This is a genomic window from Methylobacterium sp. Leaf113, from assembly GCF_001423325.1.
Lineage (GTDB): Bacteria > Pseudomonadota > Alphaproteobacteria > Rhizobiales > Beijerinckiaceae > Methylobacterium.
In genome coordinates this window covers 50,044-65,508 of sequence record NZ_LMNJ01000014.1, presented here as the reverse complement: position 1 = coordinate 65,508, position 15,465 = coordinate 50,044, and the positions used below count along the sequence as shown (strand labels likewise).

Here is a 15,465-nt window from a genome sequence, read left to right as displayed (position 1 = left end):
TTTGCCCTAAGCTAGGAATCATGGCATTAACTTGCGTTATTTATCTTAAATAACAAATGTTAATACTGTGATTTGCTGAGACAATGTCCCGTTTGTCGGACGGAATGCCTATTCATCGCGAGAACCGTGCCGCATCAGCTTTGTTCCTAAAGAATGGAGCGACCTCTGGGTTGGCTCGCGGACGGGGTGATGCGCGCGAAGGCGCACGGTTGTATTTTGAAGGGTCGTGTCGAGGTCACAGGGAAAATCGTCGGGTGCGCGATCGCGGTGGCCCGTCACCTGCGGAGCTGTTAGAGATCCGCCGCTGACCAGGGGAGACGACGATTTTCGACGACGCATGGGCGACCGGGCTGGGCCTCGTTGCCGTCTTCGCCCTGGTGCTCGCCAACGGTTTCTTCGTGGCCGCCGAGTTCGCCCTGGTTTCGGTGCGCAAGAGTCGGGTCGCCGAGCTGGTCACCGAGCGGCGCACCCACGCCGCCGCCCTCCAGCGCGCCACCGACCAGCTCGACGCCTACCTGGCGGCGACGCAGCTCGGCATCACCATTTCGTCCCTGGCGCTGGGCTGGGTCGGCGAGCCGGCGCTGGCGCACATCATCGTGCCGGCCTTGAGCTTCCTGCCGGAGCCGGTCGGCACCACCGCCGCCCACACCATCGCGGTGGTCATCTCCTTCATCATCATCACGTCGATGCACATCGTGCTCGGCGAGTTGGCCCCGAAGAGCCTCGCGCTCCAGCGCAGCGAGCGCACCGCGCTCGCGGTGGTGCGGCCCCTCGGCCTGTTCCTGTTCGTGTTCCGCCCGGCGATCCTGTTCCTCAACGGTCTCGGCAACGGCGTCGTCCGGCTGTTCGGCCTGCAGGCCGGGCACGGCGAAGGCTCGCTCCACTCCACCGCCGAGCTCAACCTGCTGGTTCAGGCGAGCCAGGAGGCCGGCCTGATCCGCGAGGCGCAGCAGGAGGCGGTCCAGCGCATCTTCTCGATCGGCGAGCGCCGGGTGCGCGATATCATGACCCCGCGACACGAGGTCGAGTGGGTCGATGCCGACGAGGAGCCCGACGCGATTCTGAGGTCGGTGCGGGAATGCGACCATGCCCAGCTGGTGGTCAGCCGCAGCGAAGTCGACGAGATCGTCGGGGTGGTGCGCAAGCAGGACCTGCTCAATCAACTCCTCGACGGCAAGCCGATCAGCGTCCTGGCGGCGACCCAGCCGCCGATCGTCGTACACGAGAGCATGTCGATCCTGGCGGTGCTGGAGACGTTCCAGGCCAAGCCCGTGCGGATGGCGGTGGTCGTCGACGAGTACGGCAGCCTCGAAGGCATCGTGACCCAGACCGACCTGCTCGAGGCGATCGCCGGCAACATCCCCGAGGTCGGCGACGAACCGAACGTGGTCGAGCGCGAGGACGGCTCGCTCCTCATCGACGGCATGATGCCGGCATCCCAGGCCTTCGACCGTCTCGCCTTCGCCGAGCACCCGGATTCCGACGATTTCACCACGCTCGCGGGATTCGTGATCTTCCGCCTCGGCCGCATTCCCGGCACCGGCGACCACTTCGAGTCGCATGGCTGGCGCTTCGAGGTCGTCGACATGGATGGCCGGCGCATCGACAAGGTTCTGGCGACGCCGCTGACCTGATGCTCCGGTTCTGAGCCCCCGGTCCTGTTCCGCCGCTCCGGCGCTCAGGCCGGAACCGGACGGGTCCCGCGCGGCCGGGCCGTCAGGGTCAGCACGAGGGCCAGGAGCGCGATGGCGGAGCCGAACCAGGGCAGGCTGCCATAGCCGTAGCCGGCCGTGACAAGAGCCCCGCCGAGGGCCGCACCGCTGGCATTGCCGAGGTTGAAGGCCCCCTGGTTCAGGGTCGAGGCCAGGTTGGGCGCATCGGTTGCCGCCTCCACCACCCAGACCTGGAGGGGCGCCACGACGGCGAAGACCAGGGCGCCCCAGATCGGCAGCGTGATGACGGCGGGGATCGCCGCCTGGGCGGTGAAGGCGAACAGCGCCAGAACGGCCACCAGGGCCGCGAAGCTGCCGATGACGGTCGCCATCAGGCGCCGGTCGGCGAGGCGGCCTCCGGCGAGGTTTCCGACCGTCAGGCCGACTCCGAACAGCAGCAGGGCTCCGGTCACCTGCGTCGGCGTCAGCCCGCTCACATCCTCCAGGATCGGGGTGATGTAGGTGAACACCGTGAACAGGCTCACGGAGGCCAGCGTGCTGATCAGCATCGGCAGCAGTACGGGCCAGCGCCGGAGGGAGCGGAATTCGCCGGCAAGGCCGCCGCGCGAGCCCGGCATACCGCCCGGCACGAAGGCCAGGATCGCCCCCGCCGCCGCCACGCCGAGAACGAGGACGCCCCAGAAGGTGGCGCGCCAGCCGGCGACCTGGCCCAATGCCGTCCCGAAGGGCACACCCAGGACATTGGCGAGCGTCAGGCCGGCGAACATCAGCGCCACGGCCTGGGCCCGCTGCTCGCGCGGCACCAGGCTGCTCGCCACCACGGCGCCGATGCCGAAGAAGGCACCGTGCGCGAAGGCGGTGACGATGCGGGCCAGCATCAGGAGATCGTAGGTCGGGGCCAGGGCGCAGCCGAGGTTGCCCAGGAGGAACACCGCCATCAGGACGAGCAGGGCGGTCTTGCGCGGCAGACGTGCGGTGGCGATGGCGACGATGGGAGCCCCGACCGCGACGCCGAGAGCGTAGCCGGAGACCAGCAGGCCGGCGCGCGGAACGCTGACGCCGAAGCTCGCCGCCACATCCGGAAGAAGACCCATGATGACGAATTCGGTGGTGCCGATGCCGAAGGAGGCGGCCGCGAGGGCCAGAATCGGGCGGGACAACGTCGAGGAGCGGGACAGCATCGGTGCCTTGCGATGGGGTCGGGGCGTGAAATCGGGATTCGGGCACGGGATCGGGCTGCACCGGGACGGCGCGAGACCGGATCGCTGCAGTGCAACGTCAGATCCAGGGGCTAACACGAGGCAGCCCGGACCAGCGATGCGTCGAGGTCAGGGAGCCCAAGCGTCGGCCGAATGCGATCCGAAAGTTCTGCTGGAACTCCTCCATCGCGGCCGGCATAGGCCACGCTGACGCGAGGGACCCGGCCATGAACACGGATGCAACGAACACCGGGCCGCACCCGGTCCTGGAGCGAAAGGCGGTGGCGGCCGTCGTCCTGGGCAATGCCCTCGAATTCTACGACTTCACCATCTACGCCTTCTTTGCGAAGTCGATCGGCGAGACCTTCTTCCCCTCGCAGAACGCCACCGACAGCTTGCTCGCCTCCCTGGCTCTGTTCGGCATCGGCTATGTCATGCGGCCCATCGGCGGCATCCTCATCGGGGCCTTCGCCGACCGGGCCGGGCGCAAGCCCGCCATGCTGATCACCATCGCGCTCATGGCCATCGGCATGGTGATGCTGGCGGCTGCCCCCGGCTACGCCACTCTGGGCGGCTGGTCACAGGTCATCGTCATCGTGGGCCGGCTCATCCAGGGGCTCGCTCTTGGCGGCGAGGTCGGCCCCTCCACCGCCTACCTGCTGGAGGCCGCGCCCCCGAAGCACCGCGGCTTCGTGGCGAGTTGGCAGATCGCCAGCCAGGGCTGCGCGGCCCTGATCGCCGGCCTTTGCGCCTCGGCCCTCACCTTCGCGGTCGGCGATGCCGCGATGGGCGACTGGGGCTGGCGCGTGATGTTCGCACTCGGCATCGGCGTGGTGCCGGTGGGCCTGATCATCCGCAGTCACCTGCCGGAGACCGCGGGCGAACGGGCCGATCCCGCCGCCGCTGCCTCGACCTTCGGCGTAGTGCGGCGTCTGGTGCGCGAACATGGGCGGCTCCTCGCGCTGACCTTCCTGATCATCGCGGCCTCCACGGTGTCCAATGCCATCGGCACCAACATGCCGGTCTACGCCCAGGCGACGCTGGGATTGACGGAGACGATCTCGACGGCGGTGCCGATTGCCCTCGGCCTCGCCTCCATCGTGTTTCCGCTCATCGGCGGCTGGCTCGCCGATCGGATCGGGCGGCGCGCGGTATTGATCTGGCCGCGCGTCCTCATCGTCGTGCTGACCCTGCCGGCCTTCGTCTGGCTCGTGCGCGACCCGACAGGCCCCTCGGTCTACGCCGTCACCTTCCTGCTCTCCGCACTTTCCTCGATCAATGCGGCGGCCATCATCGTGGCGATCCCCGAATCGCTGCCGCGCGCGGTGCGTAGTGCCGGCCTCTCGATCGTCTACGCCTTTTCGGTCTCGATCTTCGGCGGCAGCACGAACTACCTGGTGAACAAGCTCATCGCCTTGTCCGGCGACAAGCTGGCGCCGGCCTACTATCTCGTCGCCTTCAGCATCATCGGAACCCTCGCGGCCCTCTGGATGCCGGAAACGCGCGGCAAGGATATGGAGTCCGACGCAGCGGCATGACCGGGAAGGCCCGTACTGTTTCGATCCGGTCGCGCCGATCCTGGCGTCGGCCGATCCGCATCAGCCCCGTCGGGTGCAGGGATGCGGTGTGGATCGCGCGACCACGATACTGTGGCCCAACTGTTTCAGTCCCGGTGCAAGGCCGGTGGCTATGCGGAATCTGGAAGAATCGCCCGAAACATGCCGGGCTTCGAACAGGACAAGGGCCACGGAGACCGAGTAAAGCTTGTCAGCCCAGCCGGGCCGGGGCAATCTGAGCTTGGCAATACGCATCACCCGCGCAACGCCGCGACGCTTTCGATCGAGCCATCCCGCAGGGTGGACCGACAGACCCGGGACTTCGAAGATCATGACCCTGACAGGTAGACGGGCGGATGCCGGCCAGACGCAGGATCTCGCTCCATCTCCCCAGCGGGCCGGATTTCTCGACCGCCGCGCGTTCCTGGTCGGCTCGGCCGTCGGCCTTGGAACCCTGGGGTTGACCGGTTGCGTGACACCCGATGGGATGGTCCTCGCCGAGGCAGCGAAGACCTACGGAGCGATGCCGGACGAGAAATTTCCGATTCCGGCGACCGACATCAGCAAGGTCGATCCGAAATACTATCGCCGGACGGTTCGGTATGAGTCGAAGGAGGCACCCGGCACGATCGTCGTCGATCCGCGCAATTTCTATGTCTATCGCATCGAGGGGGACGGCGCCGCCACGCGATACGGCGCCAATGTCGGCCGCGACGGATTCCTGTGGAGCGGGGATGCCTATGTCGGCCGCAAATCCGAATGGGCGACCTGGACACCGCCCAAGGAGATGATCCGGCGCCAGCCGGAAGCCGCCCAATATGCCCGCGGCATGCCGGGCGGTCTCGACAACCCACTCGGCGCCCGCACGCTGCACCTCTACCAGAACGGCGCCTATACGCTCTACACGATCTACGCCAGCAGTGAGCCCGACACCATCGGCAGCGGCATCACCAGTGGCTGCGTCGGCCTGCTCACGCAGGACATGATCCACCTCTACGCGCGTACGCCGCTGAAGGCGAAGGTGGTCGTGCTGCCGGCCTAGCGTCTGTCGTTTTTGCTTGTCCTGTCGGGATGACCGGTTTCCCCCAATCCCTGACAAACTCCAGCACAGCTGTCCGCATCCATTCGAAGCGTCGGCCCACCTTCACGGGGCGCGCTATTCGGCCCGCATAAAGATCAGGCCGGCTCGAGCGTCCCTCAAGCCGACCTGTCTGTTATCGCGAGGACCGACGTGATCTCTGCACCGTGCCGCTCGGGCGGGCAGAGATCTGTCAGATCAGGCGTCGACCTTCTTGCGGGGACCGCGACGCTTCTTCTCTGCGGGAGCGGCCTCGGCCTCGGCCTCGGGCTCCTCCGGGGGTTCGGCCGTCACGGTCTCTTCCGGCGCGCTCTTGGCGATGCCCTTGCGGCGCTGCTGGCCGAGGCCGAGGGCGCGGGCCAGCTCGGAACGCTGCTCGGAATAGCTGGCCGAGGTCATCGGATAATCGGGCGCCAGGCCCCACTTGGCGCGATACTGCTCAGGGGTCAGTCCACGCAAGGTCAGGTGTCGGCGCAGGGTCTTGTACTGCTTTCCGTCCTCGAAGCTGATCAGGTAGTCCGACGAGATCGAGCGGCGGATCTCCTGCGGGGTCGCCTTCGGCGGGCCGGCTTCGGCAGCGGACGAGCCGCTGTTGGTCACGCCACGGATCGCCTCATGAACATCACTGAGGAGCTTGGGCAACTCGGCGCTTTGAACGTGATTGTTGCTGACGTAGGCCGAGACGATATCGGCCGCCAGGGTGATGAGCCGAGCTGAGTCGTTGTCTGTTTCGTTCATGTGGCGCCACCGATCTGCATATCTGTTGGAGTTGTCTTGAAGCGTAGGCTCAGATCTTTTTGCAAGCAAGATGTTGTATCAAAGATTGCGAGGTTTTCCCTCGGCGCGCTGTGGATCATTTGTCAATTTTTCGCGCATGGCCTGCACTGGTGTGATCAATCGCGCCCCGGTTGACCAACAAGACTGTCACGTGTCCTGCGTGTGGAGACGAAGGGCCTGCACGACCTGTCCCGTTCCTGCTGAAAAGCAGCGTCGCCGTGCCAAGGACCACTGGCCGGTTCGGATCGACGCGTGGAAATCCTGGAAAGGCCGGTCCGCATGTCGATCGTCACGCTCCGGACGCGGACTATTCCACAAAGGAATTCGCGAAAAATCGATCCTTACCCCGAAGGTCTCACCATGAATCTCAATAAGAACATTGGACATTGCGTTTCATGCGATAAAACAAATTTATGGTGTTCGCAATGAAGCTGACCGTCTTTATGCCGCCGCGACGAGAAAAGCTTGGTTTGGAACGCAGTGATTCCGTTACGCGGCGGGCCGGAATCGATCCTGGCCAGATGGCACATCGACTTTGCCCGGTCGCCGTCTTGGCGCGGGCTGAGTCACTCACGGATGGTTGATCAAACACCGTCGTCGCGAGGGATCAGCACTGAGGCGATGCTGGGTGCTGCACCGCAACTCTGCCGGCATCCTACGGAGAATGCAGCAACACGCGGAACCCGTGCACCTTCGACCGCCGGTACGCAGGAGGGCGGTTCGATCTCCGGGTCGGGCCGGAACGCGCGGCCCGAGGTATCGCGCAAGACGAACGGGCGGCCTCGACGCGTCGAGGCCGCCCGCGATGTCGGATCACGATCGCGTCAAACGTGGCTTGGCGGCACGATCCCGCGCACGGGTGTGCCCGCAGGCCTGCGGCGCGGGCCTGCGGGCATCGGGAACGGCCGATGCGTGCGCGAGTCAGTCGAGACCGAGCATCAGCCCGATATTCTGCACGGCTGCGCCGGACGCACCCTTGCCGAGATTGTCGAGGCGGGCGACCAGGACCGCCTGCCGATGGGTCTCGTTGCCGTAGACCCGCAATTCAAGGCGGTCGGTGTCGTTCAGCGCTTCCGGCTCGATGCTCTCGGTGCCGTCGGCCGGGACCACCCGCACCAGATCCTGGCCCTCGTAATAGGCCACCAGGGCCGCCTCGAGATCGGCGGCGCGAGGGGCTCCCGGCAGGGTGTCGAGGTGGAGCGGCACGCTCACCAGCATGCCCTGGCGGAAGTTGCCGACGGACGGGATGAAGATCGGCCGGCGGGTGAGCCGGGCATAGGTCTGCGTCTCCGGCAGGTGCTTGTGCCCGAGGCCGAGGCCGTAGAGCAGGAACGGCTCGCCATGTCCGGCCTCGTAGGACTCGATCATGCTCTTGCCGCCGCCGCTATAGCCGCTGACCGCATTGATGCTGACCGGATGATCGGGCGGAAGGATCCCGGCCTCCACCAGGGGACGGATCAGCGCGATGGCGCCGGTCGGATAGCAGCCCGGATTGGCGACCCGCCGCGCCTGACGGATGGCCTGCGCCTGAGCCGGCTCCAATTCGGCGAAGCCGTAGGCCCAGGCCGGATCGACCCGGTGCGCGGTGCTGGCATCGAGAATGCGCGGGCCGCCGCCCGGCAAGGTGTCGGCCAGCGCCACGGTCTCCTTCGCGGCCGCGTCGGGCAGGCACAGAACGACGAGGTCGACCGCCTCGAGCAGCGTCCGCTTGACGGCCGCGTCCTTGCGGCTCTCGTGCGGGATGCTCTTCAGGGTGACGCGGCCCTCGCGCTCGAGGCGCTCGCGGATGCCGAGGCCCGTGGTTCCGGCCTCGCCGTCGATGAAGATCGTGGGCTTGTGCCCCGCGCCGCTCTCGCTCATGGCCACCTGACATCCTTCTCGCCGCGTCGCTGCGGAATGATCCTGCGCCGACCTGCCGGAGCGACGTGGCCGGGACGCTTCCTCAAGTCAATGTCTTGGCCCCCGCGCGACTAACGCATGATGACAGTCGATCAAGCCTGTGTATCCCGGTCCCGGACCTGGAACGGGGCGCGCGACCGACCGGTTGAGGCATGACGAGACGTTCCATCGAGGTCATGCAGATGTCAGCCAGCGCGGAAAAGACCGATCCCAAGCTCTGGGACAAGGTGAAGAAGCAGGTTACGGACTCGGACAAGGGCGGCAAGCCGGGCCAATGGTCGGCGCGCAAGGCCCAAGCGGCCACCAAGGCCTACAAGGACGCCGGCGGCGGCTACAAGGGCAAGAAGTCCGAGGACAACCACCTGAAGCAGTGGACCGAGGAGGAGTGGGACACGAAGTCCGGCGAGAAGAGCGGCGAGACCGGTGAACGCTACCTGCCGAAGAAGGCCCGCGAGTCCGTGTCGGAATCCGAGTACGACCGCTCGACCCGGAAGAAGCAGGCTGATTCGGCCAAGGGCAAGCAGTTCTCCAAGCAGCCGGCCGACGTCGCGAAGAAGACCGCCGCGGCACGGAAATCGACCCATGCGGGATCAGGCCGGACCAAGGCGGACCTGATGAAGGCGGCCCGGGACAAGAACATTCCCGGCCGCTCGAAGATGTCGAAGGGCGAACTGGAGCACGCCCTGCACGCCTGACCGATCAGGCCTCCGACACCGTCAGGCGATCAGCTCACCCCAGGAGGGCTTCCACAGGTTCTGGGGATCGATCACCACGATCTCCAGACCGCCCTCGTTGGCGACGTGGACGGCCACCCCGAAGGCCTGCGCGATGGGCATGACGCCGGTGGTGCTGAACAGGCGGCCGTCGGCGAGCTTGACCTCGCCCGTCTGCGCGCCGCCGGTCTCCGCGAGGCAGAGGGTGACGGCGGAGGCGTCGGGCCGGGTGACGCGTCGGAAGGGCTTCGCCATGGGGGTCCGTGTCTCTCTGCGGCGGCTCAAAAGGCGGCGGCTCAAAAGGAAAGGGCGGCCGAAGCCGCCCTGCCCAGATACATCGTGACGGAGCGCCTCAGCGCTTCGAGAACTGGAAGCTGCGGCGAGCCTTCTTGCGGCCGTACTTCTTGCGCTCGACCACGCGGCTGTCGCGGGTCAGGAAGCCCTCGCGCTTCAGCGGAGCGCGCAGCTCCGGCTCGTAGTAGGTCAGCGCCTTGGACAGGCCGTGGCGCACGGCGCCGGCCTGACCCGAGAGACCGCCGCCATGCACCGAGACGGTGATGTCGTACTGGTCGACGCGGTTGGCGATGGTGAGCGGCTGACGCAGGATCATGCGCAGCACCGGACGGGCGAAATACACCTCGACGGCGCGGCCGTTGACCACGACCTTGCCGGTGCCGGGCTTGATCCAGACGCGGGCGACCGCGTCCTTGCGCTTGCCGGTGGCGTAGGCGCGGCCCTGGGCATCGAGCTTCTGGACGTGGACCGGAGCGGCGTTCTCCGGCGACTCGACGTTCGCGCGGTTCAGGTCGGAGAGGGACTGAAGGGTCGCCATGATCAAGCGCTCACGTTCTTGCGGTTGAGGCTGCCGACGTCGAGCGCCTGCGGCTGCTGGGCGGTGTGGGGATGCTCGGAGCCCTTATAGACCCGGAGGTTGCCCATGATCTGGCGGAAGAGGGGACCACGCGGGAGCATGCGCTCGACGGCCTTCTCCACGACGCGCTCGGGGAAGCGACCGTCGAGGATGAACTTGGCCGTGCGCTCCTTGATGCCGCCCGGGTAGCCGGTGTGGTGATAGTACACCTTCTGCTCGCGCTTGCGGCCGGTGAACTTCACCTTCTCGGCATTGATGACGATGACGTTGTCGCCGCAATCGACGTGGGGCGTATACGCGGGCTTGTGCTTGCCGCGCAGGCGCATGGCGACGATGGAGGCGAGCCGGCCGACGACCAGGCCCTCCGCATCGACGATGATCCACTTCTTGTCGACGTCGGCGGGCTTCAGAGAAAAGGTCTTCATCCCGTGGCGTTCCGTATGGTGTCTGAACAAAACGATGCGCCGCCGCGTGCGGGACGCGGCGGCGTTGACGGTTCCTCTAGGGACATGCATCGGATTCGTCAACCCGCTTCGTTCAGGTTTTGGGTCCTCGAAAACCCGAAAAGCGCAATTATTCGAAGCATTTCGGGCATGCGGTACCCAAATACCGCAGGCCGGATCAGCGGTCCGCCTTCTCGCCCGCCGTGGTCAGGTCGATGTAGCGCAGCGTGGTCGGGCGCACGAGTTCCCGCACCTTGCGGGCCATCGCTTCCTCCTCGCGGAGCGATTGCTGGAAGCCCGTGAGGGCGGTCTGCTGCCCAGCCGCCTCGCCGATGGCGATCAGCGATTCGTAGGCGGCGATCTCGAAATTTTCGAAAGCGTGGTTGGCGTAGGCGTTCTTCAGGATCTCGTCCTGCGCCGGCGTATGGCCGAGGGCCATCATGTTGCCGACGAAGCCCAGCACGCCCTCCTTGATGGTCGAGGGACTTTCCGAGAGGCTGTGCAGGGCCTCCTCGATCCGGGTACGCTGACCGTGGGTCTCCTCGATATGGCGGCGCAGGGCCTGCTCCATTTCGGGATAGCGCTGCAGACGCTCGACCTGACGCTCCATGATCTGGAGCGCCTGCATCTCGAGCGCATGGGTATTCTTCAGGGCGGTCACGTAAATTTCGCGCGTATCGATGGTCACGTGGAAGATCTCCTCGTCGTCGCGAATGCATTCGCTGTCGTCACGAGAAGATCAGAAGCTGGGCTCCTGTTCCGCATAACGGGTTGGCATTTGTTATAGACCAATCCGCGACAAAGCATCACCGGGACCGAACCGGTGCGATGTGTAGACGAACGGTCCAGCTTGCTTGACGCGCTCGCGCTCAGGCCGGTTTGAGGCGGGCCAGTTCCGCCTCGGCGGCGAGCGCCCGGGCCTTCCATTCGTCGCGCTCGGCCTCCGCGGCGCGCGCCGCGATCTCAGCCCGCTGCGCCTTTGCAGCCTGCGTGGCGGCCAGGGCTTGGGCTCGTTCGCGAGCGCGGGTCTCGCCAGCCATCTGCACCTTGAGGTCTCGCGGCGTGGCCATCGGGGCAATCCTGGGGGTAAGCGGGAATTCGGGCGGGGGCGCCGGTTCGGTGCCGTGCCTTCCCGCGCGGCGGCACCCGGGTCAAGCTCGGGCCGCGAAACACTCACACGCCGAGACACCGGAGGGTCAGCAGGTCGTCGAGGCTGAGATCCCGGCCGAAGAGCAGGGGACGCCAGATCGGAAGCGTCGCCAGGACGAGTCCGGCCGCGAGCGCCAGCCAGGGCAGGACCGCCCGCCAGGGCAGGACCGGCCGCCAGGGCAGGCTCCCCCGCCACGGTATGATCATCCGAAAGGTCCGGGGCGGCATCACGCGCGGGCATTCCGAACAAGAACGAACCCGACGATCAGCATCACGAGACCCCAGGCCAGGAAGCCGAGATCCCACGCGAGCCACTGCGTGGGCGGCACCCGTTCGTTGACATGGTGGACGCCAAGAATTTGGTGGTCGATCAATCCCTCGAGGGTGTTGAACAGGCCCCAGCCCATCAGGAGGGTCCCGGCGAACTGCCGGTTCGACCAGCGCAGGTGGCGCCGATGGGCGCTGCGCCACAGCAGGAACAGGCCGAGCACCACGAACACGTAGGTGGCGCTGTGGAAGATCCCGTCCCACAGGGTGTTGCGCTCGAGGTTCTCGATCGAGGTGATCGGGTACCAGCTGCTGAGCATATGGTGCCATTGCAGCACCTGATGCAGCACGATGCCGTCGAAGAAGCCACCGAGGCCGAGGCCGAACAGCAAGCCGGCCGCGATGGGGAAGCGAGGCGCGTCCGGGCCGGGGACGGCGCTTCCGGGGCCAAGGGGCGAAGGGCTAACCGGAGCGGTCATGCGATGCCTCATCGGGGACGGGAGCCCGGGTTCGTCACGCCGGCGGCGCACGGGACACCAAGTGTTGGAAGCCGAGGACGATCGCGGCGAAGACCACGGCGCCGAGACCGGTCGCCACCGGCGCGAAATCGGGTCCGACGAGCACGAGGGACGAGCTGCGCCCCGACAGGGTGTCGGCGGCGGCGAGCAGGACGCCGACGATGCTCTCGCCGACCAGGAAGCCGGACGCGATCAGAACGCCCCGGCGCCGGGCCAGGGGCTCGGCCTCGTCGGAGCCTGGCCCGGCGCGGAGCCGGCGGCGCGCCAGCCAGCCGATCACGCCCCCGATGGCGATCGTCACCACCACTTCCAGGGGCAGGTAGATGCCGATTCCCACCGTCAGGGCCGGGAAGGAAAGCTCGCGCCGGCGCAGGAGCGTCTCGATCACCACGAAGACGACGCCGAGGGCGGCGCCGACCAGCACCATCGTCCAGGGCAGCTCACCGTGGACGATGCCGCTGGCGATCTGGGTCATCAGGGCGGCTTGCGGCGCCGGAAGGGCGTTGCCCGGGTCCATCCCGGGCCGGGGCAGCGCCTGCGCGAAGCCGTAGGCCTGATACAGCAGCGACAGCAGGGGGGCGATGACCAGGGCGCCGACCGTGACCCCGGCCATCAGGGCCACCTGTTGGCGCCAGGGGGTGGCATCGACGAGCTGCCCGGTCTTGAGGTCCTGCAGATTGTCGTTGGCGATCGAGGCCGTCGTCACCACGACGGCGGCGAGGAGCAGCGCCAGCCCGATGACGAAGCGGTCGCCCTCCGGCCCGGCGGAGCGCCCGATCAGGAGGGGGATCAGCAGCGCGGTGACCAGGGTGGTGAGAATGCCGATGCCGGAGATCGGGCTGCTCGACGAGCCGAGGAGCCCGGCGAGGTAGCCGCAGGCCGCCGCCATCAGGAAACCGAACATCACGGCGAACACGGTCGCGACCGCGACCACGGCGATGTGCAGCGCCCCGAGATCGGCACCCGAAGCGAAGATCCAGAACAGCCCGGCCAGAAGGGCGGCGAGGCCCAGGGTCGCGCCCGCCACCCAGGTGATCGGCAGGTCGCGCTCCTGGCGGGGGATCTCCGCGCCGCCCGTCCGCGCGCTCGCGAAGGCGGCCTTCATGCTGCCGGCAATCTGGCGGGCGAGACTCGCCACCGTCCAGAGGGCGCCGACCGCGATGATGCCGGCCCCGATCAGCCGGACCTGATCCGACCAGACCGCCCGTGCGGCGGCATCCGCGCCCTCGCCGGAGGCGGACCCCAACGCGGTGAGGACCGGCACGGCGACACCCCACGCGATGGCGACGCCGGTGAGAAGGGCGAGGCAGGCGCCGAGCCCGACAAGGTAGCCGACGCCGACCAGGGCCAGGGAAAAGCCGGTGCCGAACCGAAACAGCGCCGACCCGGCCGCCACGGTGGCGTGCATCCCGTCGGCCAGGACCCGGAAGCCCGTGGTGGACAGGCCGACGAGGCCCGCCAGCGCCGCCGCGCCGAGGAGCGGACGCAGGCCGCCGCGGGGCGCCGCATCGCCGGAGCTGTCGCCCGCCCGCAGCACCTCGGCTGCCGCCGTTCCTTCCGGGTAGGGCAGGCCGGCGCCCATCACCAGGGCACGGCGCAGGGGGATCGAATACGCGATTCCCAGAAGCCCACCGATCAGGCAGAGGCCGGTGGTCTGCCAATAGGGGAAGTCGCTCCAGTGGCCGATCAGCACGAGCCCGGGCAGCACCAGGATGACGTTGCACAGGGTGCCGGCCGCCGAAGCCTGGGTCTGGACGATGTTGTTCTCGAAGATGTTGGCGTTGCCCACCAGCCGCAGCACGCCCATCGACAGCATCGCAGCCGGGATGGAGGTCGAGAACGTCACCCCGGTCTTCAAGCCCATGTAGAGGTTCGCCGTCATGAACACGACGGTGATCACGGCCCCGAGGAGCAGACCACGCAGGGTCAGCTCCGCCGCGTGCGCCGGTGGGTTCTTCACGAAACGAAAAACTTCATGGAACGGCTCGCGGTGAGGGGTGGCCCGGTCGGCGGCGGAGCGGCGGAGGGGCAGAAGCGAGGGACCGAAAACCCGTGCACGCGGTCCTGAGTCACCGGGTCCGACCGCACGGTCCCAGCGCCGCCACGCCCCGACATGGTGCGGAACCCGGCTCGGCCTGCAAACCACATAGGTTACCGGGCGGACGGCCCGTGACAGGCAGCCACGGGCCTTCCCGAACCCGCCACCGAGGCAAGCTGCTCGATCGCGATCCTGATGGAACGCTCATGAAACGCGGCCGCACACCCGCTCGAATCCTCACGCGTCCGGGTGCAGTTCAGGCGGGCGGTCCCGAGGATGGATCGCGCAAGCCCCGAACGCCCATGCCCGCTTCGCTCATCCCTCCGGCCCCCGCGCTTCCGGACATCGACGGGGGCACGTCGTGCTTCGTCATCGGCCAGGACCGGCAGGGATGCTGGGTCGCCGCCGAGATCCACGGCCGCGCCGGAGGCCTGTTCCGCAGCCGCCAGGACGCGCTGCATTACGCGGTCGATGCCACGGCCCACCGGCCGGACGCAGTGCGGATCGCGGCCGACGGCGTCGAACTGCATCTCGGCGGGACCAGCGCCGTCGCCCTCGATCAGCGGGCCGGACCGCCCTCGTCGTCGGGGGCGCGCAGCCGGTAGCCCACGCCCGTCTCGGTGAGCAGGATCCGCGGGCGCTCCGGATCGGCCTCCAGCTTCTGGCGAAGCTGGCGCATGTAGACCCGCAGGTATTGCGGGTCGGACGAGGTCGAGACCGCGTTCATCAGCTGGGCATGGGTCAAGGCCTTGCCGGCATGCTGCACCAGGACGCGCAGGAAATCGTATTCCCGCGGGGTCAGCTTCACCTCGGCCCCGTGGACGCGGACGATGCGGCGCACGAGGTCGACGCTGAGGCCGTCGACCGCGAACACGGCGCGCTCGCCCTGGACCGCGAGCTGGTGACGCAGGGCCGCCCGCAGGCGGGCGAGGAGTTCGCCCATGCCGAACGGTTTGGTGACGTAGTCGTCGGCGCCGAGATCGAGGGCCTCGACCTTGCCGGACTCGTCGTCGCGGCTCGACAGAACCACGACGGGCAGGTCGCGGTGGTCGGCGCGGATGCGGCGCAGGAGATCGTGCCCCCGCATGTCCGGCAGGCCGAGATCGAGGATGATCAGCGCGATGGTCTCGCGCGCCAGAATGTCGAGGGCCGTGCGGGCGTTCGGCGCCTCGAACACGGTGTAGCCCTGCGTCGCCAGCCCGGTGCGGAGGAGCTTGCGGATGGGCGGCTCGTCGTCGACCACCAGGATGCCGAGGCTCATGCGGCGGATCTCATGGCGAGGCT

17 protein-coding genes are annotated in these 15,465 nt (G+C 67.6%); 5 read left to right on the top strand and 12 right to left on the bottom strand.

The window, feature by feature from the left end; all coding sequences use genetic code 11:
- Positions 1–377 precede the first annotated feature (377 nt).
- The gene (locus tag ASF60_RS11650) at positions 378–1,634 is read left to right on the top strand and encodes a hemolysin family protein (RefSeq protein WP_056184594.1); all 1,257 of its coding nucleotides are present in this window, start codon (positions 378–380) and stop codon (positions 1,632–1,634) included.
- Between the two features lie 44 nt (positions 1,635–1,678).
- Here the strand turns inward: ASF60_RS11650 and ASF60_RS11645 are convergent, their stop codons facing one another.
- Complete coding sequence (locus ASF60_RS11645) at positions 1,679–2,854, bottom strand: MFS transporter (protein WP_056184591.1); 1,176 nt, start codon at positions 2,852–2,854, stop codon at positions 1,679–1,681.
- Positions 2,855–3,099: 245 nt separating this feature from the next.
- Between ASF60_RS11645 and ASF60_RS11640 the strand changes: the two genes are divergently transcribed.
- Both ASF60_RS11640 and ASF60_RS11635 read left to right on the top strand, forming a co-directional pair.
- Positions 3,100–4,410 (top strand): MFS transporter, encoded by a 1,311-nt coding sequence (locus tag ASF60_RS11640; protein ID WP_056184589.1) that lies wholly within the window; start codon positions 3,100–3,102, stop codon positions 4,408–4,410.
- Positions 4,411–4,759: 349 nt separating this feature from the next.
- Entirely contained in the window at positions 4,760–5,470 is a 711-nt protein-coding gene (locus ASF60_RS11635; RefSeq protein ID WP_056184587.1) for a L,D-transpeptidase, read from the top strand.
- Positions 5,471–5,704: 234 nt separating this feature from the next.
- Here ASF60_RS11635 and ASF60_RS11630 read toward each other — a convergent pair whose 3' ends face one another.
- Both ASF60_RS11630 and argC read right to left on the bottom strand, forming a co-directional pair.
- Complete coding sequence (locus ASF60_RS11630; RefSeq protein WP_056184585.1) at positions 5,705–6,244, bottom strand: MucR family transcriptional regulator; 540 nt, start codon at positions 6,242–6,244, stop codon at positions 5,705–5,707.
- A 960-nt stretch (positions 6,245–7,204) separates the two neighbouring features.
- Positions 7,205–8,143, bottom strand: coding sequence for an N-acetyl-gamma-glutamyl-phosphate reductase (gene argC, locus ASF60_RS11625; RefSeq protein ID WP_056184583.1), 939 nt, complete (start codon positions 8,141–8,143; stop codon positions 7,205–7,207).
- Positions 8,144–8,364: 221 nt separating this feature from the next.
- Here argC and ASF60_RS11620 point away from each other — a divergent pair, with 221 nt between their 5' ends.
- Positions 8,365–8,877 (top strand): hypothetical protein, encoded by a 513-nt coding sequence (locus tag ASF60_RS11620; RefSeq protein ID WP_056184638.1) that lies wholly within the window; start codon positions 8,365–8,367, stop codon positions 8,875–8,877.
- 21 nt (positions 8,878–8,898) lie between these two features.
- Here the strand turns inward: ASF60_RS11620 and ASF60_RS11615 are convergent, their stop codons facing one another.
- The 8 genes from ASF60_RS11615 to ASF60_RS11580 all read right to left on the bottom strand — a co-directional run bounded on the left by ASF60_RS11615 (position 8,899) and on the right by ASF60_RS11580 (position 14,103).
- Entirely contained in the window at positions 8,899–9,150 is a 252-nt protein-coding gene (locus ASF60_RS11615; protein ID WP_056184581.1) for a hypothetical protein, read from the bottom strand.
- A gap of 97 nt (positions 9,151–9,247) precedes the next feature.
- Complete coding sequence (gene rpsI, locus ASF60_RS11610; RefSeq protein WP_056184579.1) at positions 9,248–9,727, bottom strand: 30S ribosomal protein S9; 480 nt, start codon at positions 9,725–9,727, stop codon at positions 9,248–9,250.
- 2 nt (positions 9,728–9,729) lie between these two features.
- On the bottom strand, positions 9,730–10,191 hold the full coding sequence (gene rplM / locus ASF60_RS11605) for a 50S ribosomal protein L13 (RefSeq protein ID WP_056184577.1): 462 nt from the start codon (positions 10,189–10,191) through the stop codon (positions 9,730–9,732).
- A gap of 196 nt (positions 10,192–10,387) precedes the next feature.
- A complete protein-coding gene (locus ASF60_RS11600) occupies positions 10,388–10,897 on the bottom strand; it encodes a ferritin-like domain-containing protein (RefSeq protein WP_056184574.1) in 510 nt (169 codons plus the stop codon).
- A 181-nt stretch (positions 10,898–11,078) separates the two neighbouring features.
- On the bottom strand, positions 11,079–11,279 hold the full coding sequence (locus tag ASF60_RS11595) for a hypothetical protein (RefSeq protein WP_056184573.1): 201 nt from the start codon (positions 11,277–11,279) through the stop codon (positions 11,079–11,081).
- Positions 11,280–11,382: 103 nt separating this feature from the next.
- Positions 11,383–11,565: a hypothetical protein gene (locus ASF60_RS11590; RefSeq protein ID WP_156634036.1), complete on the bottom strand. Its 183-nt coding sequence runs from the start codon at positions 11,563–11,565 to the stop codon at positions 11,383–11,385.
- A 20-nt stretch (positions 11,566–11,585) separates the two neighbouring features.
- Positions 11,586–12,104 (bottom strand): DUF2243 domain-containing protein, encoded by a 519-nt coding sequence (locus ASF60_RS11585; RefSeq protein WP_056184570.1) that lies wholly within the window; start codon positions 12,102–12,104, stop codon positions 11,586–11,588.
- 34 nt (positions 12,105–12,138) lie between these two features.
- On the bottom strand, positions 12,139–14,103 hold the full coding sequence (locus tag ASF60_RS11580; RefSeq protein ID WP_056184568.1) for an OPT family oligopeptide transporter: 1,965 nt from the start codon (positions 14,101–14,103) through the stop codon (positions 12,139–12,141).
- Positions 14,104–14,483: 380 nt separating this feature from the next.
- On the opposite strand from ASF60_RS11580, the gene ASF60_RS11575 reads away from it, so the two are divergent.
- Positions 14,484–14,786 (top strand): RAG2 PHD domain containing protein, encoded by a 303-nt coding sequence (locus ASF60_RS11575; protein WP_338011506.1) that lies wholly within the window; start codon positions 14,484–14,486, stop codon positions 14,784–14,786.
- On the opposite strand, the gene ASF60_RS11570 is transcribed toward ASF60_RS11575, so the two are convergent.
- On the bottom strand, positions 14,741–15,442 hold the full coding sequence (locus tag ASF60_RS11570; protein ID WP_056184566.1) for a response regulator: 702 nt from the start codon (positions 15,440–15,442) through the stop codon (positions 14,741–14,743). The two genes, ASF60_RS11575 and ASF60_RS11570, sit on opposite strands and share 46 nt — an antisense overlap.
- Positions 15,443–15,465 lie beyond the last annotated feature (23 nt).